At 45.3% G+C, this 21756-nt stretch carries 21 protein-coding genes; 15 read left to right on the top strand and 6 right to left on the bottom strand.

What is annotated here, in order from left to right; translation table 11 throughout:
- Positions 1-10: 10 nt before the first annotated feature.
- From ureE to A3860_RS20975, 5 genes are read left to right on the top strand one after another with little or no spacing between them, the layout of a single operon-like run.
- Positions 11-514, top strand: a complete 504-nt coding sequence (gene ureE, locus A3860_RS20995; RefSeq protein WP_081149407.1) for an urease accessory protein UreE — start codon at positions 11-13, stop codon at positions 512-514.
- Positions 511-1197 carry an urease accessory protein UreF gene (locus A3860_RS20990; RefSeq protein WP_081149406.1) on the top strand — a complete coding sequence of 229 codons (687 nt, stop codon included), beginning with the start codon at positions 511-513 and terminating at the stop codon, positions 1195-1197. Before ureE ends, A3860_RS20990 begins: the two co-directional genes overlap by 4 nt.
- Before the next feature lie 10 nt (positions 1198-1207).
- Positions 1208-1843 (top strand): urease accessory protein UreG, encoded by a 636-nt coding sequence (gene ureG / locus A3860_RS20985; protein ID WP_173820238.1) that lies wholly within the window; start codon positions 1208-1210, stop codon positions 1841-1843.
- A complete protein-coding gene (locus A3860_RS20980; RefSeq protein ID WP_081149401.1) occupies positions 1840-2655 on the top strand; it encodes an urease accessory protein UreD in 816 nt (271 codons plus the stop codon). The genes ureG and A3860_RS20980 overlap by 4 nt, the downstream gene beginning before the upstream one ends.
- Entirely contained in the window at positions 2645-3346 is a 702-nt protein-coding gene (locus A3860_RS20975) for a hypothetical protein (protein ID WP_081149399.1), read from the top strand. Before A3860_RS20980 ends, A3860_RS20975 begins: the two co-directional genes overlap by 11 nt.
- A gap of 5 nt (positions 3347-3351) precedes the next feature.
- On the opposite strand, the gene pucL is transcribed toward A3860_RS20975, so the two are convergent.
- On the bottom strand, positions 3352-4197 hold the full coding sequence (gene pucL / locus A3860_RS20970; RefSeq protein ID WP_081149396.1) for a factor-independent urate hydroxylase: 846 nt from the start codon (positions 4195-4197) through the stop codon (positions 3352-3354).
- Positions 4198-4275: 78 nt separating this feature from the next.
- On the opposite strand from pucL, the gene allB reads away from it, so the two are divergent.
- From allB to A3860_RS20940, 6 genes are all read left to right on the top strand, one after another.
- Positions 4276-5622 (top strand): allantoinase AllB, encoded by a 1347-nt coding sequence (gene allB, locus A3860_RS20965; protein WP_081149394.1) that lies wholly within the window; start codon positions 4276-4278, stop codon positions 5620-5622.
- Complete coding sequence (locus A3860_RS20960) at positions 5609-6862, top strand: allantoate amidohydrolase (protein WP_081149391.1); 1254 nt, start codon at positions 5609-5611, stop codon at positions 6860-6862. Before allB ends, A3860_RS20960 begins: the two co-directional genes overlap by 14 nt.
- Before the next feature lies 1 nt (position 6863).
- On the top strand, positions 6864-7610 hold the full coding sequence (gene allE / locus A3860_RS20955) for a (S)-ureidoglycine aminohydrolase (protein ID WP_081149504.1): 747 nt from the start codon (positions 6864-6866) through the stop codon (positions 7608-7610).
- A gap of 93 nt (positions 7611-7703) precedes the next feature.
- Positions 7704-8216, top strand: a complete 513-nt coding sequence (gene uraD, locus A3860_RS20950; protein ID WP_081149388.1) for a 2-oxo-4-hydroxy-4-carboxy-5-ureidoimidazoline decarboxylase — start codon at positions 7704-7706, stop codon at positions 8214-8216.
- 13 nt (positions 8217-8229) lie between these two features.
- On the top strand, positions 8230-8568 hold the full coding sequence (gene uraH / locus A3860_RS20945) for a hydroxyisourate hydrolase (protein WP_081149385.1): 339 nt from the start codon (positions 8230-8232) through the stop codon (positions 8566-8568).
- A 37-nt stretch (positions 8569-8605) separates the two neighbouring features.
- Positions 8606-10036, top strand: coding sequence for a DUF6986 family protein (locus tag A3860_RS20940; RefSeq protein WP_081149383.1), 1431 nt, complete (start codon positions 8606-8608; stop codon positions 10034-10036).
- Between the two features lie 78 nt (positions 10037-10114).
- Here A3860_RS20940 and A3860_RS20935 read toward each other — a convergent pair whose 3' ends face one another.
- Positions 10115-10684, bottom strand: a complete 570-nt coding sequence (locus A3860_RS20935) for an RNA polymerase sigma-70 factor (protein ID WP_158085317.1) — start codon at positions 10682-10684, stop codon at positions 10115-10117.
- 1045 nt (positions 10685-11729) lie between these two features.
- Between A3860_RS20935 and A3860_RS20930 the strand changes: the two genes are divergently transcribed.
- A complete protein-coding gene (locus A3860_RS20930) occupies positions 11730-12047 on the top strand; it encodes a hypothetical protein (RefSeq protein WP_081149378.1) in 318 nt (105 codons plus the stop codon).
- Positions 12048-12141: 94 nt separating this feature from the next.
- Here the strand turns inward: A3860_RS20930 and A3860_RS20925 are convergent, their stop codons facing one another.
- The 3 genes from A3860_RS20925 to A3860_RS20915 form a co-directional block, all read right to left on the bottom strand.
- Positions 12142-13524, bottom strand: coding sequence for a RagB/SusD family nutrient uptake outer membrane protein (locus A3860_RS20925; protein WP_081149375.1), 1383 nt, complete (start codon positions 13522-13524; stop codon positions 12142-12144).
- Between the two features lie 9 nt (positions 13525-13533).
- Positions 13534-16803 (bottom strand): SusC/RagA family TonB-linked outer membrane protein, encoded by a 3270-nt coding sequence (locus A3860_RS20920; RefSeq protein WP_158085316.1) that lies wholly within the window; start codon positions 16801-16803, stop codon positions 13534-13536.
- A gap of 133 nt (positions 16804-16936) precedes the next feature.
- Positions 16937-18235: a FecR family protein gene (locus A3860_RS20915; protein ID WP_081149370.1), complete on the bottom strand. Its 1299-nt coding sequence runs from the start codon at positions 18233-18235 to the stop codon at positions 16937-16939.
- A 600-nt stretch (positions 18236-18835) separates the two neighbouring features.
- Between A3860_RS20915 and A3860_RS20910 the strand changes: the two genes are divergently transcribed.
- Positions 18836-20089, top strand: coding sequence for a DUF2130 domain-containing protein (locus tag A3860_RS20910; protein WP_081149368.1), 1254 nt, complete (start codon positions 18836-18838; stop codon positions 20087-20089).
- Between the two features lie 102 nt (positions 20090-20191).
- Here the strand turns inward: A3860_RS20910 and A3860_RS20905 are convergent, their stop codons facing one another.
- Positions 20192-20836, bottom strand: coding sequence for a 4'-phosphopantetheinyl transferase family protein (locus tag A3860_RS20905; RefSeq protein WP_081149365.1), 645 nt, complete (start codon positions 20834-20836; stop codon positions 20192-20194).
- An 89-nt stretch (positions 20837-20925) separates the two neighbouring features.
- Here A3860_RS20905 and dcd point away from each other — a divergent pair, with 89 nt between their 5' ends.
- Together dcd and A3860_RS42300 are read left to right on the top strand one after the other, a co-directional pair.
- Entirely contained in the window at positions 20926-21462 is a 537-nt protein-coding gene (gene dcd, locus A3860_RS20900) for a dCTP deaminase (RefSeq protein WP_081149362.1), read from the top strand.
- A 51-nt stretch (positions 21463-21513) separates the two neighbouring features.
- A complete protein-coding gene (locus tag A3860_RS42300; protein WP_081149360.1) occupies positions 21514-21741 on the top strand; it encodes a PLDc N-terminal domain-containing protein in 228 nt (75 codons plus the stop codon).
- Positions 21742-21756: the final 15 nt, after the last annotated feature.

Below are 21756 nucleotides of genomic sequence, written 5' to 3'. Positions count from 1 at the left end.
AAACCTAGCAATGCTGATACAACAAAAGATAGGGAACCTTCACAGTACAAATATCAATAACCGGCGTATCGATTGGTTGCAACTGGAGTGGTTTGAAAGCAGCAAACGTATTTTACGAAAGCAAACCCAGGAAGGCACTGAGCTGGCCCTGAAGTTCCTCGATAAAGATCCGATGCTCACCCAGGGCGATATCTTATATGAAGATGATACAACTATTATTGCGGTAAACATTTTGCCCTGTGAAGTGCTGGTTATACAACCTGCCAACCTGTTCGAAATGGCTTCGGTTTGTTATGAGATCGGGAACAAACACCTGCCCCTTTTCTTTGAAAAGGAGGAAGTGCTGGTACCCTTTGAAATGCCGCTGTTCCGGTTATTATCAATGCAGGGCTATGCCATAAAACAGGATAAAAGAAAACTACTGCAACCGTTGAAAACGACCGTAGCGCCACACGCACATAGCAATACCAGTTTGTTTACGAAGATCATGCAACTCACTAATTCCGGCGTATGAACCCCGCATTGATACGATTATTACAGTTAAGCGATCCGGCTTTACCCGTCGGCGGGTTCGCGCATTCGGCCTCACTGGAAACCTATGTACAACTGGGCATCGTAAACAATGAGGCCACTGCCAACGAATTTGTAACGGGTATGCTATCACAAAATATCCATTACACCGATGCGGCCCTTGTTTCCCTGGTGTATGATGCAATTGCAGGCAACGAGGCTGATGAAATAAAACAACTGGATGATCTTTGCACGGCGGTTAAACTTCCCCGGGAAATGCGGCAGGCCAGTCAGAAGTTGGGGGTGCGCCTTATTAAGATATTTCAGCCCTTATGCAACAACGACTGGTTAAACCGGTATGCGACCGCGGTTCAAACCAAAGAATTATCCGGGCATTATTGCGTGGCGTTTGGCATTATTGCCCAGGCGCTGCAAATACCTAAAACAGATGCCCTCAGTGGTTTTTATTACAACGCAGCAGCAGGCTTTGTGACCAACAGTGTTAAACTGATACCGTTGAGCCAGCAAAGCGGACAGGCACTATTGTTTTCATTACAACCGTTGATCACTGAGCTGGTAAAAAACAATTTACAACCCAACAGGGAGATGATCGGTCTTTGCTGCACCGGTTTTGATATCCGCAGTATGCAGCATGAGCAATTGTATTCGAGATTATATATGTCTTAAAGCGCGAGATATGGAAAGAACTTATATAAAAATAGGGATCGCCGGTCCCGTTGGTTCGGGCAAAACGGCATTGATAGAACGCCTGACACGAAAGTTATATCCAGCCTATAGCATTGGGGTTATTACCAACGATATCTATACAAAAGAAGATGCGGAGTTCCTGACCAAAAATAGTTCGTTGCCGGCCGATAGGATCATTGGGGTTGAAACAGGCGGTTGTCCGCATACTGCCATCCGGGAAGATGCGAGCATGAACCTGGAAGCCGTAGAAGAAATGGCCGCCCGTCTTACAGACGTGCAGCTCATTTTTATTGAAAGCGGTGGCGATAACTTATCGGCCACTTTTAGTCCTGACCTCGCCGACCTCACCATCTTTGTAATTGATGTAGCGGAAGGAGATAAAATACCACGCAAGGGCGGTCCGGGTATTACACGCAGCGATCTGCTGGTGATCAATAAAATTGACCTGGCTCCTTACGTAGGCGCCAGTTTGGAAGTGATGGAACGCGACGCCCGCAAAATGCGAAACGGCCAGCCTTTTGTGTTTACCAACCTCATGAATGGGGAAGGCCTGGCTGCTGTCATTAACTGGATAAAGAAATATGCCTTGCTGGAAGAAACAACAGAACCGATCCTGTACCGATGAATGCACGCCTGCACATACAAACCGCTGTTCGTAATGGCATCACCTGCCTGAAACAAACCTATTATACCCCGCCATTCAAAGTGGCCAATATTACGGAAGATAAACAGGCCGGCCCCTTACACCTGATGTTGATGTGTTCTTCACCAGGCGTGCTTGACGGTGACGACTACCAGATAAAGATCAATATAGAGGAGGAGAGTTGCCTGTATTTACATACGCAATCGTATCAACGACTCTTCAACATGAAAAACGGCGCCCGGCAAAATACGGAAGTGTACCTGCAAAAAGGCGCTGGCCTGGTATACATTCCGCACCCGGCGGTTCCGCATAAACAGGCTGTTTTTACAGGCTGCAATAAAATATACCTGCAGGGCAACAACCGGTTGATCTGGGGCGAGCTTTTGACCTGCGGCCGCAAATTGAACGGAGAGCAATTTGATTTTGTAAAGTATCACAGCTTAACGGAAGTATATATGAACGGCCGGCTTATTATCAGGGAAAACTGGCTGGTTGAACCAGGCATCACCCCAGTACATGCCATTGGTCAGTGGGAAGGATTTACACACCAGGCCAGTTTGATCATACTTGATGATCCGGAAACGATATCCCCGCATTATGAAACGATCAATGCATTCCTGCTACAACAAAAGGAGATCACCTACGGAATAAGTACACTGGCAAATGACGGCCTTATTGTGCGGTTGTTGGGGTACAAAGCCGAACAATTATTCAATTGCCAGCATGCAATCGCCAGGCTGGTTACAGTCAATAAACACAATCCTGTTAAAACCCAGGGCGCACATGTTAACTGAACTGCAAATATTGATGCTAACAGCCACGGGTATTGCCTGTTTGCATACGCTCACCGGGCCCGATCACTATTTGCCCTTTATTGCCATTGCCAAAGCCCGGGGCTGGCGCTTTGGCAAAACAATGCTATGGACGCTCCTTTGCGGTTGCGGCCATGTATGGAGTTCCGTTTTGTTGGGACTGGGTGGTGCTGCCCTCGGCTGGTCGCTGTCAAAGATCAACTGGCTTGAACATATTCGCGGCGGACTGGCAGGCTGGGTGCTTTTGTCGTTTGGTTTGATCTATGGGATCTGGGGATGGAGGCGGGCTTATCAGAAAAAAGCCCATAAGCATTTCGATACGTATGAAGACGGTTCCCTGTATGTATATGAACATAAACACGGTGAAACGGTGCGGCCAACCGAAAGATATAAAGTAACGCCCTGGGTATTGTTCATCATATTCTTACTGGGGCCTTGCGAACCCATGATCCCCTTACTGTACTTCCCCGCCGCCCAAAACAACTGGTGGGGCATGTTTTTGCTGATCCTCGTTTATACCTTTTTCACCCTGGCCACCATGGTGGTAATGGTAATACTGGGCTATTATGGGATATCGTTCCTGAAAACCGAAAAGCTGGAGCGGTATGTTCATGCGCTGGGAGGGCTCTCACTCTTTATTTGCGGCGCCGGTATGGTATTCATGGGATGGTGAACGGGTTATTCACGCACTACTGTACCCGTAATATACCCGTATGGTTCATCGGTAGCAATAAAGATCTCATTCTTGTTATCCATCCCAAATTGTTCAAGGTTGAACAAAATATGATGTTTGTTGGGCATTTTCAAACTGATCTCTTTCACCGCCCCAAACCGGTTCAATACAGCTTCGCCCATGGCAAACAAGGTGTGTTGTACAGAAAGACTTTGGTGGTCGGCAAAAGTCTGTAGCAAAGTGGTGCGTATTCCATTGAATAATTCAACGAAGAGTATATTGGTTGAATTGTACTTCCAGCTTACTTCACATTGCGTGGCGAAAACGCGGTCACTGGTTTCTTTCAGCGTGGTGTATTGATCTTTTATATAATTCTCGAAACCCGAGTCGGTAGTTTTTAGGATTAGCATGTCTATAATACCTGATGTAACGGTTATGTCGTTGTTGGTTTGCACAATGGTGGCGGAATGCTTCTCCCCTCCCCCGCTGCAATAGGCATGCGGATGTGTGGCGCCATTGAACTGCATCCGCTTCCAGCTATGCTCCGTTATTTCAATAGTAGCAGAAGAAACCTGGGGATTATTGCTTTTAAAATAGTTGGCCAGGTACAGGCCAAAGCTTTCAATTGAAGAAACAAAATGCTCCTTTGCCAATGCATACACCGTATTCTTCTGGGTATCGGTAGGCAGGATTTTTGAATTGTCGCCGATGGTATGTGCCGTTTCAAAATCACCTTCCAGCACTACATTCACTGATATTTGCCTGAATTCATGGTAATCGGGGTGGCGGATGATCTTGGATAAGTTAACAGCATTCTTACCATAGGTATTCTTTCCCAGTTTAATTGACATAGCAGCGTATTTTGATGATTGCATACTCAATATAAACAATTAATTGTCTATTTTTAGTAGAGCCTTTAATATTCTATTATGGTGTTTGCGGTCATAAAAGGTAAAAACATTTGTACTCCTGAGGGTATCAGGGAAGGCTTTGTATCAATTCAGGATGGTGTCATTACCGGTTTTGACACCAACCTACCACCGCACCTTAAACGCGAGGCCATTGATATTGGCGATTCGGTGCTAATGCCGGGGCTGGTTGACCCCCATGTTCACCTGAATGAACCCGGCCGTACACACTGGGAAGGGTTTGCGACCGGTACCCGCTCGGCAGCAGCCGGCGGTATTACTACCCTGGTTGATATGCCCCTGAATTCATCACCGGTCACCACCACCGCCGAAGCTTTCGATAAAAAAGCCGCAGCAGCAACCGGACAATTACAGATTAACTGTGGTTTCTGGGGAGGTATTGTTCCCGGAAATGATAAAGAAATTGAAAAGCTGATAGAAAAAGGCGTGCTGGGTTTTAAAGCATTTCTTACCCATAGTGGTATTGATGAATTTCCCAATGTCACTGAAAATGACCTGCACAAGGCCATGCCCATTATTGCCCGGCATAAACTGCCGCTGCTGGTACATTGCGAATTAACCACCCCTGCAAGCTCACAAACGGAGAATAACGAACGCTCTTATAAAAACTATCTGGCATCGCGGCCTGCAGCATGGGAAGACGAAGCCATTGCATTGATGATACGGCTTTGTGAGCAATATCAGTGCCATGTGCATATCGTACATCTTTCAACAGCCAACTCAATATCCCAAATAAAACAGGCGAAGGAAAAAGGGTTGCCCCTTACCGTGGAAACAGCCCAGCATTATTTGTATTTTAATGCAGAAGAAATACCCGATGCACAAACCGCCTTCAAATGCGCACCACCTATCAGGGAAAAAGCGAACAACGAACAATTATGGCAGGCTTTGCAGGATGGCATCATTGATTTTGTAGCAACAGACCATTCCCCGGCCCCTCCGGCCCTGAAAGAAGTGGAATCGGGCAATTTAATGAAAGCATGGGGCGGTATTGCATCGCTGCAACTGGCATTGCCTGTTCTGTGGACCGCCGCCCGCCAGCGGAATATACCGGTGGCCGGCATGGCCAAATGGCTAAGCACCAACCCGGCAGAATTTTCTGCCCTGAAAAAACTAAAAGGGAAAATAGCCAGGGGGTACAGTGCCGATCTTGTTGTATGGAACCCCAATAAAAAATTCATAGTAACAGCTGATCAATTACATCATAAACATAAATTAACACCGTACCTGAACCAGGAATTATATGGAGTGGTAGAACAAACCTGGCTGGCCGGTGAATTGGTTTTTGATAAGGGAAATTTCCCAGCCCCAAACAAAGGAAAAATAATAACACTTGATACCCCATAACCTACAACAGGCAACCATTATTCAGCAACGCATCAATGAACTGGCGTCCATCAGTGAAACGCCAGGTGTTATTACCCGTACGTACGGCACCGATGCTTTCATAAAAGGGAGAACGCTAGTGGCCCAATGGATGCAGGAAGCAGGTTTACAAACCCACATTGATCATATTGGCAATGTAAGAGGAAGACTGGCTTCGGCAAAAGCCGGTGCGAAAACACTGGTCATTGCATCGCATATTGATACGGTTGTCAATGCCGGTAAATTCGATGGGCCGCTGGGCGTGCTCATGGGAATTAACCTGGTTGAACAGTTGGTTAAACAAAACACCCGCCTTCCCTTTCACCTTGAGCTCATTGCTTTTTGCGATGAAGAAGGCTGCCGCTTTCATACCACTTACCTGGGCAGCAAAGTAGTGGCCGGGCAATTCGATAACAGCCTGCTCACCAAACAGGATAATGCTGGTGCTAAGTTATATGATGTAATTCAGGCAATGGGAGGCGACCCTACCCTGTTACCCCAGGATGCCATCCCTATGGGCAATTGGCTGGGCTATTTTGAGATCCATATTGAACAGGGACCCGTATTGTTTGAAAAAAATATTCCCGTTGGTATTGTTACGGCCATTGCCGGACAAAAAAGAATTGCCATCACTTTCAGGGGAGAAGCAGGGCATGCCGGAACCGTACCTATGCAAATGCGCAACGATGCCTTATGTGCCGCAGCTGAATTCATTCTGGAAGCAGAGCGATTCGCCAGCAGTCATATGCAGCAGGTACTGGCAACCGTTGGCACTTTACAAATTGCCCATGCAGCCAGTAATGTAATTCCCGGCGAAGTGAGTTGTACGCTCGACTTACGAAGTGCCAATCAGGCCGTGTTAACATCCTGCTTTATTTACCTCGAGCAACTTGGCGAAGCCATATGTAAGCGGCGTAATATCGCCTTTACCTGGGAACCGGTACAGGAAACCAATCCGGTGAAGGCCGATGCCAATTTGAACCGGTTGCTCACGCAGTCGGTTCAGCAGGCAGGTTATGAAGCCATCAACCTGGTAAGCGGAGCCGGTCATGATGCGGTAGCAGTAGCGCCGGTATCACCGGTCGCCATGTTGTTTGTGCGATGTTTTAAAGGCATCAGCCACAACCCGCTGGAAAATGTTGAATTGAACGATATCGCCGCAGCAGTGGAGGTATCGGCTAACTTTATACAATCTCTTATTAAAAAACATAATGCCGGTTAATATGGAAATTTCAGCGTTAACAAGATCGGTCGTAAAAAGCAATCATGCGGTTATTAGTGCGGATGGCTATGTCAACAGCAATGTGCCGGGTTGGGCGAACTGCACAGTCAACGTGATCATCAATGAACAAATGGGAGCACGGTTGTGTCAAACCCTGATCACCTTGCAAAAAGAGGGATCTCTTACCGGAAGTACCCGGCAATCACAAATATTCTTTTATGTTATAGAAGGTAAATGCAAGGCAACCGTTAGCGGCGAGTCGAAAGTAATGACCGGCGGCCAGTTTGTATATGTTCCCATTCATAAAGAATACGTGTTTGATGAAGTAACACCTGGCACCAAAATACTTACCTTTCACAAAGAGTATGAGCCCCTGCAGGAAGCCCCCGTACCATTGACATTGTTTGGCGATGCGGCTACCGTTCCAGCCCCAACTTACTTAAATGATCCGGCTTTGCGCTTGCAGGTATTGCTGCCAGATAATTTATCTTTCGATATGGCCGTGAATATTTTCACCTATGACCCGGGCGGGCATTTGCCCTTTGTAGAGACGCACATCATGGAACATGGTTTGCTGTATTTGCAAGGTCAGGGCGTATATATGCTCGATCATCAATGGTACCCGATTAAAAAGGGAGATGCAATCTGGATGGCGCCCTATTGCCAGCAATGGTTCACCGCCATGGGCAAAGAGCCGGCGGTGTATATTTACTATAAGAATGTGAACAGGTTTCCCACGCTGGTGTAGTGTGCCATTTTGAGTAATGCGCCAGAACGGAAATCATAAATTTGAGTGAGTCATTCACCATTGACCATTCACCATTCACGAAAATCAACGACTATGACCATCGCCGAATTTGATCACCTCGATCCGGAAAAAAAGAAAGCATTGCTACAGCAATGTTGTGGCAGCAGCACCTGGGTGAACAATATGATTGCCGCCCCGCCGGCTGAAGACCTGGTCGACCTATTGGAAATAGCCGAAGAACAATGGTATGCCTGTCATGAGGCCGACTGGCGCGAAGCATTTTCGCACCACCCCAGGATCGGTGATATTGATTCGCTCAGGGATAAATTTGCCGATACCGCGCAATGGGCAGAAGGTGAACAGTCGTCGGTAAGGCAGGCATCGGAACAAACCCTGCAGCAACTGGCCGAAGGAAATGAGGTATATGAAGAACGGTTCGGCTATATTTTTATCGTTTGCGCCACTGGCAAAACAGCCGATGAAATGCTGCAGCTATTAAACCAACGGTTATATAATAATCCCGAAGTGGAGATCGGGGTGGCCATGGAAGAACAACTCAAGATCACCAAACTGAGGCTGGAAAAACTATTTGGCATAGAATCTTAAAGCCCCCACCATTATGAGCCAGTTAACCACACATATTTTAGATACCACCCAGGGCAAACCGGCTGCCGGTGTGCAGATCGTTTTATACCAGCAGCAGGGAACTGAGTGGAAAGAGATCGTACGGGGCATTACCAACCACGATGGCCGCATTACCGACTGGTTGCCAAAAGAGGAAGTATTACCGGCCGGATTGTACAAATTGAAATTTGAAACGGGAGATTATTACAAGCAGTTAATGATCTCATCTTTTTATCCGTTCGTGGAAGTTGTTTTTTCCATTACTGATCGATCGCATTACCATGTGCCGCTGTTGTTAAATCCGTTTGGCTACTCCACCTACCGGGGATCGTGAATCTTTTATAAATTTTATTTTACAATAAAGGAGCAATATGAAATTTTCCATTCCGGAAAAAGAGAAAATGGTGTTGCTTGAGCAATTGCAACAAGCCAATCTCAAATTCCAGCAAACTTATCCGGGCGACAAACCCGACCGCCAACCGGTACATACGGTGTACGGGGGCGCCAACCTGTTTAAAGCAGATACCTGTGTTAAGATGGGTGAAATAGCCCTGAAAAACCTGCAAACCTATGCCCCTAATTTTGTGGTACTCGCAAACGTATTGCAATTAAACGGACATGAACATTTACCCAAACATCAGGACGATATTGAGGCGTTGACCCAAAAGCTGGATGCAATGTCAGCCGCCATGCGGAAGCAGGAACCAGCCTGGCTTTCGTATACTGTATATAACAAGATCATTAAAAAGCTGCAGCAGGAGGCGGTGGAAGATTTCAGGATCGATTTTGAAGATGGATTTGGCAACCGGCCCGATGCCGAAGAAGATGCAACTGCGGCGCAGGCAGCGCGGAAACTGGCAATGGGTATGAAAAACAAAACCGTTTCGCCTTTTATTGGGATCCGCATTAAACCATTTACAGAAGACCTGAAGCAACGGGGTGTACGCACACTGGATATTTTTCTTTCAACCCTGCTTGAAAGCACCAATGGCGTTTTACCGGATAATTTCGTAGTCATGCTGCCTAAAGTAACCATTCCTGAGCAGGTGGTAACACTGGTGCGCTTGTTCGAACTGTTGGAAAAAGCCCATCAGCTGGCGCCCGGTTCGTTGAAAATGGAAACCATGGTAGAAGCCACACAAATAATTATGGATGACGAAGGCCGCAATCCCCTGTTGCGCATTATAAAAGCCAGCGAAGGAAGATGCATAGCGGCCCATTTTGGCACTTATGATTACACCGCCTCTTGTGGCATCACGGCAAAATACCAAACAATGGCGCATCCGGTTTGCGATTTTGCCCACCATATGACAAAAGTAGCATTGGCCGGCACCGGCATATTTTTGTCTGATGGCGCCACCAACGTTATGCCTATTGGCCCCCATCGCGGCGATCAGTTGAGTTTTGAACAAATGGCTGAGAACCGGGAATCGGTGCACCAGGCCTGGCGTACCGGTTTTCATCATACCATGCATTCGCTCATTAATGGGTTTTACCAGGGCTGGGACCTAAACCCCGCGCAGCTGCCCATGAGGTATGCCGCCACGTACAATTTCTTTTTAAACAGTTATGAAGATGCGGTATTCCGGTTAAAAACATTTGTTGAACGGGCCGCCATCTCTACTTTAACGAAAGATATCTTCGATGACGCCGCCACCGGGCAGGGCCTGCTCAATTTCTTTTTAAAAGCAATGAATTGCGGCGCTATTTCTGAAGAAGAAGCCACGGCTACCGGGCTTACGATCGATGAAATACGAAGCCGGTCATTTTACCGCATCCTGGAAGGAAGAAGAAAAAAATAGTAATTACAACAAAACATGTTTACCCATCATGACCAACGGTTATGATGGGTATTTTTTTGTAGCAGTAAATAGTGATGATCACAAAATAGGCACCAGTTCTTCTGAGAAGTGGAACCTGTTTTTAATTAAATGAACGCCCCTGTTCTTCTGATTCCTGACGGTGTGCACAGAAAGACTCATTTTGCGCGCAATCTCATGGCAATCGAGGCCTTTGGTATAGCTCAACAGCATAACCTCTTTACATTTTTCGGGCAGGTCATTTACAATTTTGTTTACCTGCCGTAAAACCTCGGCATGAATAGCTTCATTCATTTCATGAGTTTCAACTTCACTCGATTGCTGGCGGATATTTTCCCTGATACGCGCCTGGTACTGCACCTGCTGGTTATGATTGAGGCAGGCATTGCGGGTACTGATGTACAAAAAAGCTTTTACAGAATATACCGTCTGAAAATCAGACTGTTTTTGCCAAAGCTTTACAAAAACATCAGTTACAATGTCCTGGGCAATGGCCCCGTCATTTACTAACCGGCGGGCAAAAAAACAAAGAGCTGGGTTGAACAGATGAAAGACTTTTTCAAACTCCGGGATCTTCTGTTGCTTTAGGCGTTTACTTTTCTCATTCGTTAATTGGTCTGCATTCCTCATGATCATGTAGTTTTTGAAATGTCGCAACACATTTAGTTTTCTTTCTTTTCATGGCATTTTTGGTACTAATGGATATATGGAGGTTGATACAGGTTCTCTTAAAAACCGGCTGCGGCCCAATGGCAAAACAGCCGGTGCGTTCTTCCATGTGATAAATCGGTAGTCTATTTATTTTCAATAAGCTTTAGTTAACTCCATCATTTCTGCTGAACAAATAAGCTGTTGAGGTTTCCGCGTTTTGAGACATATTTCCTGTCAATTATTGCCTGCCCCCACCAACAGCCTCCCCTAAAGGGTTCCCAATACATACTCTATAAATAAAAACACCGATCCCCCCCCTTTTTACTAAACAGTGGGAAAAAATATTTATTTATAATAGTTGCAATGTTAACTATTTATGCATTATTCTATTTCTTACTGAGCGCCTGGGCAATATGACGCCAATCGCACCCAAAATGAGTGTGGAAACAGTTGGGGGCCGAGCAAAACCCACTACAAAATTGTTTGTGCATTGAAAACAGAAAGGATCAAAGAAATAAAGCAGTAAACAAAACAACGATATTTTACCAATTCCTTTTTACATCTCACGGTGTTGAATCTACGCAAAACATGATCTAACGTTTTTGGTTAGTGTATAACAGACCATGAAGTTTCAGAAACTAAACATTAAACATTTCACTTAGCTATAATTTGTATTTTATCAACAACTAATCAATAACGAAATATTTTTATAAAATATATTTTCTTTCTCCTACCTTTAATCATGAATTGAATACGCGCTCCAACCTTTTCAGCTTAATTCAATTTTTCAAGCCTTACTTACCTCGTTTTACGTTATCCACTTACAAGCAAGCTGTTTCCTATCACAACCTATTCGTGATTCCGCGCCCTTAAAAATTTCGCCATTTGCGTTACTGCCGATCTCATGACTAGTCTGGTGCAAACACCGGACAGGGATTCCTATGCCTTGCAATGAACGGGTACAATCATCATTCTATACACTCAATGTTTTTCCTGCTTTTTGAAGAATAAAAGCAGCAACATTATGAAACAAACTACATTAACCTTGTTCATGGTGGCATTTGTAATAATGCTGACAACTCCCTTTGCTGTAAAACCTCATTTCAAAACCCAAAAAGTTGCCGTGCAGATCAATTACTATTGGTTTGATCCTAACACTGTGTACAGTCACCAGGCCACGCTTGCCACTGAAGAGGCAAACACGGGTTGGAATGAAAGCACACAAAACCCAAAGACCCTGCAGGAAAAGGGCTGGGCTCCTGGCAATGTAACCTTTGACGGATCTGGCACTCCGGTTCCTATTACAGGAACACCCGACAAAATCCTTTATTCTCACCCCTGATCCCAATGCAGCCGGCGTATCATGTTTACCTGTATAACACAATGTGTTCCCGCAAAAACATGATACGCCTTTTGTTTTCCTTCATCATTATACATTAATCGTAACCGCCATTTTGTTCCAGGTTTGGATCAGCTTGCAATTCGGAAAACGGAATAGGATATAATTGATCGGTTGAGCTCCAGTTGCTTCCCTTAAAATCCTTGAGCACTGTATTGGCCCGGTTGGTTCGTTTCAAATCAAACCAGCGATGGCCCCATTCTGCAAACAATTCAATACGCCGCTCCTGTTCCAATGCCTGAAAAAATTGCTCACTACTTATTGATCGGGAAATGCCTGATAATTGTGCGCGGCTACGGATCTTGTTTATATCATCTACGGCTTCCGGGATCATCTCCTTGTGAGCCAGAGCTTCCGCCCGTATCAGGTATTGTTCCGCCAGCCTTAATACAATATTATATTCTTCAGGAGGAGAAGTTGACTGGTATATTTTGTACTTGTAAGGATAATTATAAACCGGGTTACCGGTCGTTGTTTTTACCCAATATTGTTTTCGCAGATCACCGGTTTCAAAGGCGGCCAGCAATCCATTGGTCAACTTATAATTTGGCCGCGAACCAGCATTTGACTGCACAAAAATATTACCTTCAGGGGCATTTATTTTGTCGGCCACAGGCGCCCACTGAAAAATCGTTTCTTTACTGTTGCATCTAAACACAGTGTCAAGATTGCTTTCCAACATAAACTGCTTGGAATCGATAACGGCCGTTGCCATTTGTTCGGCTTTGCTCCATTTTTGCTGATACAGGTAAACCCGGGCGAGCAAGGCCTTGGCCGCATAGCTTGTTGGGCTAGTATTAGGCCTGTCAACAGCCAATGCATCACTGGCTGCCCCCAGGTCTGTTTCCATTTGTATATATATATCCTCAGCCGGCGTGCGCGCCATTAAAGCATTTACATCGGCATTGGTGCCTAATACCAATGGTACATCGCCAAATAGATTTACCAGGTAGTAATAACATAAAGCACGAACAAATTGTACTTCGCCAGTTAACCGCGTTTTTAATACGGCTGAAACGCCAGTTGACTTACGCAATCCTTCCAGACAAATATTACATTGGTAAATATAGATGTATGCTGCCTTCCAGATGTTAACGTATATCAATTGATTGCCTGAAAGGATCGAATTGGAAATGAATTGATCTTCACTACTCAATGAAACAGTGCGTTCCAACTCATCTGCTGACAGGGCTGGAAATAAACTCATGCCGCCATTCAGAAAATATTTTGGAACGCTCAACACTTTTATGTAAATCCCATTTACAGCAGCCTGTGCCAGCGAGTCGTTTGAAAATACTGTATTAGTTGACAATGAGTCGTCCGGTTCCTTCACCTGCACCAGCTTTTTGCAACCAGTAGCAATGAGTATGATCAACATACCGGTTATAAAAAAGCATTTACTATTATTTAACCATTTCATAAACGTTGTTTAAAAACTTAATTCAACCCCGGCTACAATTGTTCGCAACGGAGGTAAAGTTGATAGGTTTCGCGTTTCAGGATCTGTTCCCTGATACCGGGTAATGGTGAACAGGTTTTGCGCCTGCATATACACCCGGCAGTTCTTAAGAGAGATATTCTTCATCCATTGCACCGGCAAACGCCAGGATAATTCAATATTCTTTAACCGGCAGAAGGTAGCATCTTCAATGGGTCCATCAGATTGTGTAAAATTATCGCTGGCATCCTGGGTTACAGCTTTGGCGCCGGTGGTGAATTGCTGCAATGAAGCTAGATCATTAGGCTTCTGCCAGCGGTTCAGGGCCATTACAGGTTGATTTAACAATATGGTACCAGGTGGAGTAGACACATACATGGAATATAGATAACTGTATGCCCGTTGTTTTCTGATCTCCCAGAATACATCCAACTGCCAGCCTTTGTATTGTATATTCGTTTGAACTGAGCCATACCAACGCGGATCAAAATTCCCAAGTATCCGGTAATCCTTGGGGTAGTTTATGGTGTCATTTCCATCCTGATCTTTAAATGTAAATACACCTTTGACCGGGTCCACGCCGGTATATTGTAACCCTCTTAAAATAGAAAGCGATTGTCCCATCTCCAGTGTACCGGCATACGATGAGGTAACCAGGTTGGGAAAGGCAATTAATTTATTGCGGGGTATGGTCAGCATAACAGTACCGCCCAGTTGCCAAAAGCGGTTCAATTTATTTTTGGTTTGCATCTGCATTTCCCAACCCGTATTTTGCACTACAGCCGGGGAATTTTTAGCGGCATAACTGGGAAATCCCGTAATTACCGGCAAAATATAAGATATCAATTGATTACCTGTACGGTTGCGGAAATATCCCACTGACATCCACACCCGGTCCTTGAAGAGCCCCAGTTCAAGAGCCGCTTCCAGCTTACGGCTTACTTCCCAGCTGTAATTACTATCTGCCAGTTGAACAGGAATAATGCCCCTGCTGTTTAAATAAGTGCCGTTTATATCTTCCCATTTGTCGAGGTATTTATAATCGCCGATCTGATCGTTACCCGTAACCCCATAGCTGGCCCTTAATTTTCCAAAACTGATAAAGGGAACAGTGTATTTTATAAAAGGTTCGTTTGAAAAAAGCCAGCCCAGGCCGGTTGACCAGAATGTACCTACCTGTTTGCCCGGGCCAAATCGGCTGCTGCCATCTATACGGCCGGTGAGATTAATTAAATATTTATCGCGCAGTATGCTGTTCAACCGGCCAAAAACACCCCCATACCGGTATTCGGTATTCACCTCTTTGGTAACCAGTTTTCCTGCTTCATTCACATAACGCAACAGTGCATCACTCGGGAAATCAGAAGCATCCATCTTGGTCACTGTATTGGTTTGTACCTGCATGGTTGTACCTACCAGCCCGCTGATCTTGCCAAAGCGCCAATACCGGTTATATTCCAGTTGCGGTTCGGCAATCCAGCTATTATAGATGATCTTTCCAAAATAAGAGTACCCTTCAGGACTGGTGCCACCATTGGGTACCTGGCTACTACCTGGGGTTATGCTGATCTCATCTGAGTGCAAGCGGTTATAACCGAGGCTTGTTTTAAATACCAGGCCTTTTGCAATGCGGTAATTGATGTCAAGATTACCCAGCAGATTACTGGTCTTTGACTCATAAGTTCGAAGTAAAAAAGCCATGGGATTGAAAAAATCCAGGTTTCCCTGCGTCCAGTTTAATTTGCCCATTGAATCATATAACACAGGGGCATTCGGCGCCATTTTCACTACACCGGTCAGGTCATTCGCGATCGACCTGTTTTTATCTCTGTTAATGATCACAGATAAATTAACATTGAGGTTGGAATCTCTGCTCTGATAATGCAGGTTAACATGGCCCGATAAGCGGTCATTCTTTAGATCGCCGGGAAAAACGGTTGTTTCGCGATGATACCCGGCCCCAACATAATATTGCAGGCGGTTGGTGCCACCTGATAAGGCGAGTTGTACATTATTGGTGGCTGCCTGGCCGCCGATCAACATTTTCTTAAAGTCGGTGTAACGGGTAGTATCCCAATCGATGAGGTCGGGGGCAGTAGTCTGGTCTGCTACTTTTCCATCATTCTTCAGGGCTTCCTGCCGCATTTGTACATATTGGGCAGTATTCATCATGGTGGCATAACGTGTAATTTTACTAAAGCCACTTTTAATATCGCAGGTAAAAGTAGGCACACCGGGTTTCCCTTTTTTGGTAGTGATCAGCACCACACCGTTTGAACCACGGCTTCCGTAAATGGCCGTTGCATCGGCATCTTTCAGCACTTCTATATGATCAATATCACCCACATTAATAAACGATAAGGGGCTTCTGCCCGATTCGCCTAATGCTGAACCGGAAGCAACAGCCACCAGCGGATTGTTATTGGGCGCATAAGGAACGCCGTCAATGATAAAGAGGGGATCGTTGGGCGGCAAATGCCCGGGCAAAATACCAATGGAGCTTTGCCCGCGTAACTGAATTTTATAGGCGGAACCCGGTAACCCATTGCTTTGTATCACCAGCAAGCCCGGCACCCGTCCCTGCAGGGTAGCCAGCGGATCAGAAACCGGCTGGCGCGCAATATCAACCGCGTTCAATTTGTAAATGGAGCCGGTATTATACCGCTTTGAAGTTTTACCATAACCTATTATAACCGTTTCATCCAGATCTTTTACCAGTGGCTTCAATCGCACAACAATAAACGACTGGACTTTTACCTGTTTATGAACAGGCTCATACCCTACAAAGCTAAAAGTCAATACAGAATTGGGCTTTACCGCAATTTTAAACTGTCCATCCGGTTTTGATAAAGTGCCTGAAGGCGTACCGCTTTCCTCCACAGAAACACTTCCCAATGGCTCTCCGGCTTCATTGGTGATACGCCCTTCAATAGTTAATAAATTCGGTTGTTGAATCAAGGGCATAGAAGAATCAGGCCGCACAGTGATCATATTGCCTACGATCAAATAGTTCAACCCCAACCCTTTCAGCGCCTGTTTCATCACTTCATGAATGGTCCCTTCTTTTACATGCACCGAAACCCGGTGTGCATTTTGCAAATATTCAGTCCTGTAAGCGAAGTAATAATCGCCAGAGCGCTCAATCAGCTTAAATACCTTCCTGAGCGGAACATCATCCACTGATATGGTAAAATAATTCTGGGATTGTGCATAAACCGGAAAACACGCTACCAAACAAAGCATTAACAATATTCTAGTCATGTTTTGGTCGTTGTGATTAGCATTCGCTAGCATTACACTTTTTTAAATACGAGTTGAACCGGCTCTTCCGGCTCTGTATAAAGTTCTATCGCAATTTATTACTCCTGATAATTCCCTTAACCCAATTCCCCCACTATTGAGAAACTATTATTTTATGGCCCTCAATTTCGAAATTAATCCCACCCGATAATTCAAGCGCCTTCAATACCGGTTCTACAGTTAACTGCCTGGTCATTGATAATGTATAATGACCGGTTACCGGTTCCTTATACTCCACCTCAAGATCATATTGCCGGCATAGCTGTTGCATGATCTGCTTTATATCAAGGTCATTAAATATTAAAAGATCTTTTTGCCAGGCCATTACTTCCTGAATATCGGCATATTTTATTACTTCAAGCTGTCCATCACCGTTAACATTGGCCTGCTGCCCGGGAATTAATACAGCCGATTGCTCATTCGGCTGTTTGGCAGCTTTACGATTCAACCGGCTGACCGCATGTACAATATCGGTTAGCGGGCCAAACCGGTTGCTTACCCTCACCTTTCCCTGCAACACGGTGGTTTTAATAGCCGGTTCATCGCCATAGTCATTTATATTAAAATGAGTCCCTAACACTTCTATCATGGCGCCACCGCCTTTACCACCGGGCAGCGGATTCGCATATACAATAAAAGGCTTCATTTGCTGGCCAGTGCCAGGCGATACAGGTTGGGGGTTCACTTCAAAATATACTTCTCCGGTTATTTGTACAATACGTTCCTTGTTGATAAACGCTGTAGGGAAAGTGATGCTTGAAGAAGCATTCAACCAGGCTTTGCTGCCATCGGGCAATTCCAAAACAAATTTTCTTGTCCGGGGCGTGGTGATCGTATTGTATTCTAGTTCAGGTTGGGCATCTCCGTTCGACCATTCATACCGTACCTCATCGCCCTGTTTGTAGATCACTGATCTGTATTGCAAGGCAATATGTCCGTTTACGCTGCTGTCAAGATACACAATTCGGTCGTTTGCCAGTTTGAGCTGCACCCGGTGCACATCGGGTAATACCGCATTGCTCAATGCTGACGAAGCCCGGCTATTTGTTGCCGCGCTTTTTTTACCGGCGCCCTTTTGCAATCCCGAATACAGGGTAATACCGGTAAACAACAGGCATCCTAAAATAACCATATACGTTATTGCCGCTACAAAACGCTGCCTTCCCTGCCGGGGGAATAAGGGTCGAACCTTTCCCCTTTCTCCGTTTATGGCTTCGCTATAAAATTCAACCAGGCTATCAGTATGATATGCCTGACGATTCAACCGTTCAAACAGTAACTGGTTTTCTTCACAAAGACCACACCACGCTTCCAGCTCCTGCCGTTCATGGTCGCTCAATGTATTTCTACGGTGCTTTACAATGAGTTCAGCAATACGTTTATGGGTAGCCACGGTGAAGGGTTTAATTCACAATATGATTAACCGTTAGATATAACCCATTGCCATACGTTAAGTTAACCGCTCATACGTACATCCATAGGTAATCGGGAAAAATAACCTTCATGTTTAAGCTGCCTGATCAGTATACAGAGCCACCTTTCAGAAATATTACTTGAAGTTTAAACCAGTGGTATAATAAGCCAGAACTTTGTAGTAAACATATGTACGGTATGTTTATGACTTATAATACATTCAGGACAAGGCAGATTGCATTGATCTGATGGGATATGGAACCTTGGCAATCTCTGGTTTTAGCTATTGGTTGGGCAACCTGCACGGGGAACATTTGTACAGGTATACGAAAGTAGGAAAATTCCTGCATCATTAAAAAAAATATGAAGAGCGGATAAAGGTACATGTTAACCTGTAGATGGTGTTGCTACGAATGCAAACCTTGCTTCGTGCTCCGTCGCTGAAGCTTTGGCGCAAGCCACTGATGCTTCGCAGCTGCATGCCTCCATAGCTTAGCGGTGGCGCAAGGCGCATGAGGCCGGTTGCTTGGGCCTTTTGCCCGTTGCCCACCCTTTTCCTTAACTTGCGCAAAATTCGTACATGGCTACAGATATAAAATGCCCCGGCTGCGGACACAAGTTTGCCATTGAAGATGCTGTTTCTGAAGATATTAAGAAAGAACTAAGAGAGAAGATGCAGCATTTCTTAAAACAAAAGGAAGAGGATTTTGCCAAACGTGAAAAAGAGCTGATCCAACAAGCACAAAATAAAGACGCCGAGTTTGCAAAAAAACTGCAGGAAGAAACCAACCGGCTGCAACAATCGCTCGAAATCAGTTTGCGCAAATCCATTGCCACTGATTTCGAAACCAAATTGCATTTACTTCAGCAAACCAATAAAGAACAGGAAGACAAACTGTCGCAGGCCCGGCAAAAAGAACTGGAATTTCTGCAAAGAGAACAGGCGCTGAAAAATAAAGAGGCCGAGCTGGAGCTTTCGGTTCAACGCAAATTGCAGGAAGAACGGACGAAATTATCAGAAGAGTTGCGCAAACTGGAAGAACAAAAAACGGCTGCCCGGGAATCCGAATACCAGCTGCGTTTACGCGAGCTTGAAAAACAACTCGACGATCAAAAAAAGCTGGCAGAAGAAATGCGGCGCAAAGCCGAACAGGGTTCCATGCAATTGCAGGGTGAAGTGCAGGAACTTATTCTGGAAGAAATGCTGAAAGCAGCATTCCCCTTCGATCTGGTTTGCGAAGTGGGTAAAGGGGTTCGGGGAGCCGACTGCGTTTTAACGGTTCGCAACAACCTGGGCCAGGAATGCGGTTCCATCATTTTTGAAAGCAAACGCACCAAGCATTTTGATAAGAACTGGATCGAAAAACTAAAAGCCGATATGCGCAGCACTTCGGCCGATGTGGGGGTTATTGTAACCCATGCCCTGCCCGAACAGGTGAGCAGTTTTGGCCAGGTAGATGGCATCTGGATCTGTTCTTTCCCCGACGCCCTCTCACTGGTGCATGTGCTGCGGGACGGTATTCTCAAAGTGTTTATGGCCGCCAAAACCCAGGAAAACAAGGGCGACAAAATGCATATGTTATATGCCTATTTGACCAGCAATGAATTTGGCGAACAATGGAAAGCCATCCGGGAAGGATTCCAGGCCATGAACCAGTCGATCCAGAAGGAACGCGAGGCCATGGAAAAACTGTGGAAAATGCGCCAGAAACAACTGGAAAAGGTATTACTGAACGCAGCCCATATCAAGGGGTCAATTGAAGGCATCGCGGGCAGCGATAATATTCAATTAGATCTAATAGACGATACAGATGCTTTACTGGTAGATGAGTAACTCTTGGTAAATTGGTCAGATGTAGGATGTAAGAAGTAGGAAGAACCTGAATTTCGTACTTCTTACTTCGTACTTCATACTTCTTACCTCTTATTTCGGGTTTTACCCCCCCGTCATAACCCAGGCCAACGCCAGCTGATCGAAGATCCTGGCTTCTACCGTAAGGTGTACCGGCTCCTGCTTTTTGAACACAAAAGGCAGTACAATGGTTTCATCGGCCTTGAAGGTAATGGGACCCGACAACTGCATATGTTGCCTGAAATCGAGTTCGCCATGGCCATACCATTTATAAATGGCTTCCTTGGCGCTCCACAGCACAGTGGTTAGTTCAAGGTGCATCTTTGTGAGGTGCACCCAGTCGTTCAGGAACAGTTTTTCACTGTAATGCAGGAATTTATGCGAAATGGCGATAATGCGGCTCGAAACCAGCTCAATATCAACGCCCACCCGGCTTTTGCTGCTGACAATGGCAGCGGCAAAATTGCCCCCATGCGAAATGGAAAAGTGGTATTGCTCACTCTCAAGAAAGGGTTTGCGGGTGTCAGCCACCAGGATCTCTTCCAGGGGAAAATCGGTATACAGGGTAGGCAGCAGAAACCGGCCCGCCAGGTGTTGTAACCGCTTGTACGGATGCGATACGCCCTTCTTCAGGGGAACTTTTTCCAGGTAAAACGCCTCCGGCTCTTCTATTCGCCAGATGCCCAATTTTGTATACTCGTTAATATTATGTTGATAAAACAGTGCCACAGTAGCGTTTTAGATTATACATTGCACCAATTTTCGAGCGCAACAAAGCCTTTGCTAAACAACAATCAAATATAAACTAATCACATCACATGATCTTGTCGGATAAACGCATACTGGAAGAAATTGAGAAAGGCAGCATCCGCATTGAACCCTATAAACGAGAGTGCCTGGGCAGTAATTCCTACGATGTGCATCTGGGCAGATACCTGGCAACGTACCGGGAGCATATACTGGATGCCAAAAAGCACAACGAAATTGAATATTTTGAGATCCCTGAGGAGGGTTTTGTATTATATCCCCATGTATTTTACCTGGGCGTAACGGAAGAATATACCGAAACCCATGCCCATGTACCTTTTCTGGAAGGGAAATCAAGTACCGGCCGCCTCGGCATCGATATCCATGCTACCGCCGGCAAGGGAGATGTTGGTTTCTGTGGCAACTGGACACTGGAAATTTCGGTAAAACAACCGGTAAAAGTATATAAAGGAATGCCCATCGGACAATTGATCTATTTTCCGGTTGAGGGTGAAATTGCCATTAAATACAATCAGAAGAAAGACGCCAAATACAGTGGTCAACCCGACAAACCGGTTGAAAGCATGATGTGGAAGAATAAGTTCTAAAACCGGATCTCCATTTTCTTCCTATATTAGGTTAACAAAAAACCTTTTCATATGCCCCTGCTCATCTCCATGCCCGGCGGCCTCGAATGGCTGATTATTTTGGGAGTTATTTTTATTGTGTTTATTCTGCCCATTTGGGCACTTATTGATATTATCAGATCGCAATTCCAGGAACCCAATAATAAAATAATCTGGGTACTTGTTGTGCTTTTGCTCCCCTTTTTAGGTTCAATCTTATATCTGGCAATCGGCAGAGGGCAAAAAAGATCAATTAGCTAATTATCTCATTAGCTA

It is taken from the genome of Niastella vici, assembly GCF_002077945.1.
GTDB classification, from domain to species: Bacteria; Bacteroidota; Bacteroidia; order Chitinophagales; family Chitinophagaceae; genus Niastella; species Niastella vici.
The sequence above is the reverse complement of the archived record's forward strand: the minus strand, read 5'-3'. Positions and strand labels throughout refer to the sequence as shown.

Coding starts and splice junctions, on each gene's coding strand:
- A3860_RS20980 (WP_081149401.1), top strand. CDS start 1,840: ATGAATGCACGCCTGCACATACAAACCGCTGTTCGTAATGGCATCACC.
- A3860_RS20975 (WP_081149399.1), top strand. CDS start 2,645: ATGTTAACTGAACTGCAAATATTGATGCTAACAGCCACGGGTATTGCC.
- ureE (WP_081149407.1), top strand. CDS start 11: ATGCTGATACAACAAAAGATAGGGAACCTTCACAGTACAAATATCAAT.
- pucL (WP_081149396.1), bottom strand. CDS start 4,197: ATGTCAATTAAACTGGGAAAGAATACCTATGGTAAGAATGCTGTTAAC.
- allB (WP_081149394.1), top strand. CDS start 4,276: ATGGTGTTTGCGGTCATAAAAGGTAAAAACATTTGTACTCCTGAGGGT.
- A3860_RS20930 (WP_081149378.1), top strand. CDS start 11,730: ATGAAACAAACTACATTAACCTTGTTCATGGTGGCATTTGTAATAATG.
- dcd (WP_081149362.1), top strand. CDS start 20,926: ATGATCTTGTCGGATAAACGCATACTGGAAGAAATTGAGAAAGGCAGC.
- allE (WP_081149504.1), top strand. CDS start 6,864: ATGGAAATTTCAGCGTTAACAAGATCGGTCGTAAAAAGCAATCATGCG.
- A3860_RS20940 (WP_081149383.1), top strand. CDS start 8,606: ATGAAATTTTCCATTCCGGAAAAAGAGAAAATGGTGTTGCTTGAGCAA.
- A3860_RS20910 (WP_081149368.1), top strand. CDS start 18,836: ATGGCTACAGATATAAAATGCCCCGGCTGCGGACACAAGTTTGCCATT.
- uraD (WP_081149388.1), top strand. CDS start 7,704: ATGACCATCGCCGAATTTGATCACCTCGATCCGGAAAAAAAGAAAGCA.
- A3860_RS20920 (WP_158085316.1), bottom strand. CDS start 16,803: ATGACTAGAATATTGTTAATGCTTTGTTTGGTAGCGTGTTTTCCGGTT.
- ureG (WP_173820238.1), top strand. CDS start 1,208: ATGGAAAGAACTTATATAAAAATAGGGATCGCCGGTCCCGTTGGTTCG.
- A3860_RS42300 (WP_081149360.1), top strand. CDS start 21,514: ATGCCCCTGCTCATCTCCATGCCCGGCGGCCTCGAATGGCTGATTATT.
- A3860_RS20925 (WP_081149375.1), bottom strand. CDS start 13,524: ATGAAATGGTTAAATAATAGTAAATGCTTTTTTATAACCGGTATGTTG.
- A3860_RS20935 (WP_158085317.1), bottom strand. CDS start 10,684: ATGAGGAATGCAGACCAATTAACGAATGAGAAAAGTAAACGCCTAAAG.
- uraH (WP_081149385.1), top strand. CDS start 8,230: ATGAGCCAGTTAACCACACATATTTTAGATACCACCCAGGGCAAACCG.
- A3860_RS20990 (WP_081149406.1), top strand. CDS start 511: ATGAACCCCGCATTGATACGATTATTACAGTTAAGCGATCCGGCTTTA.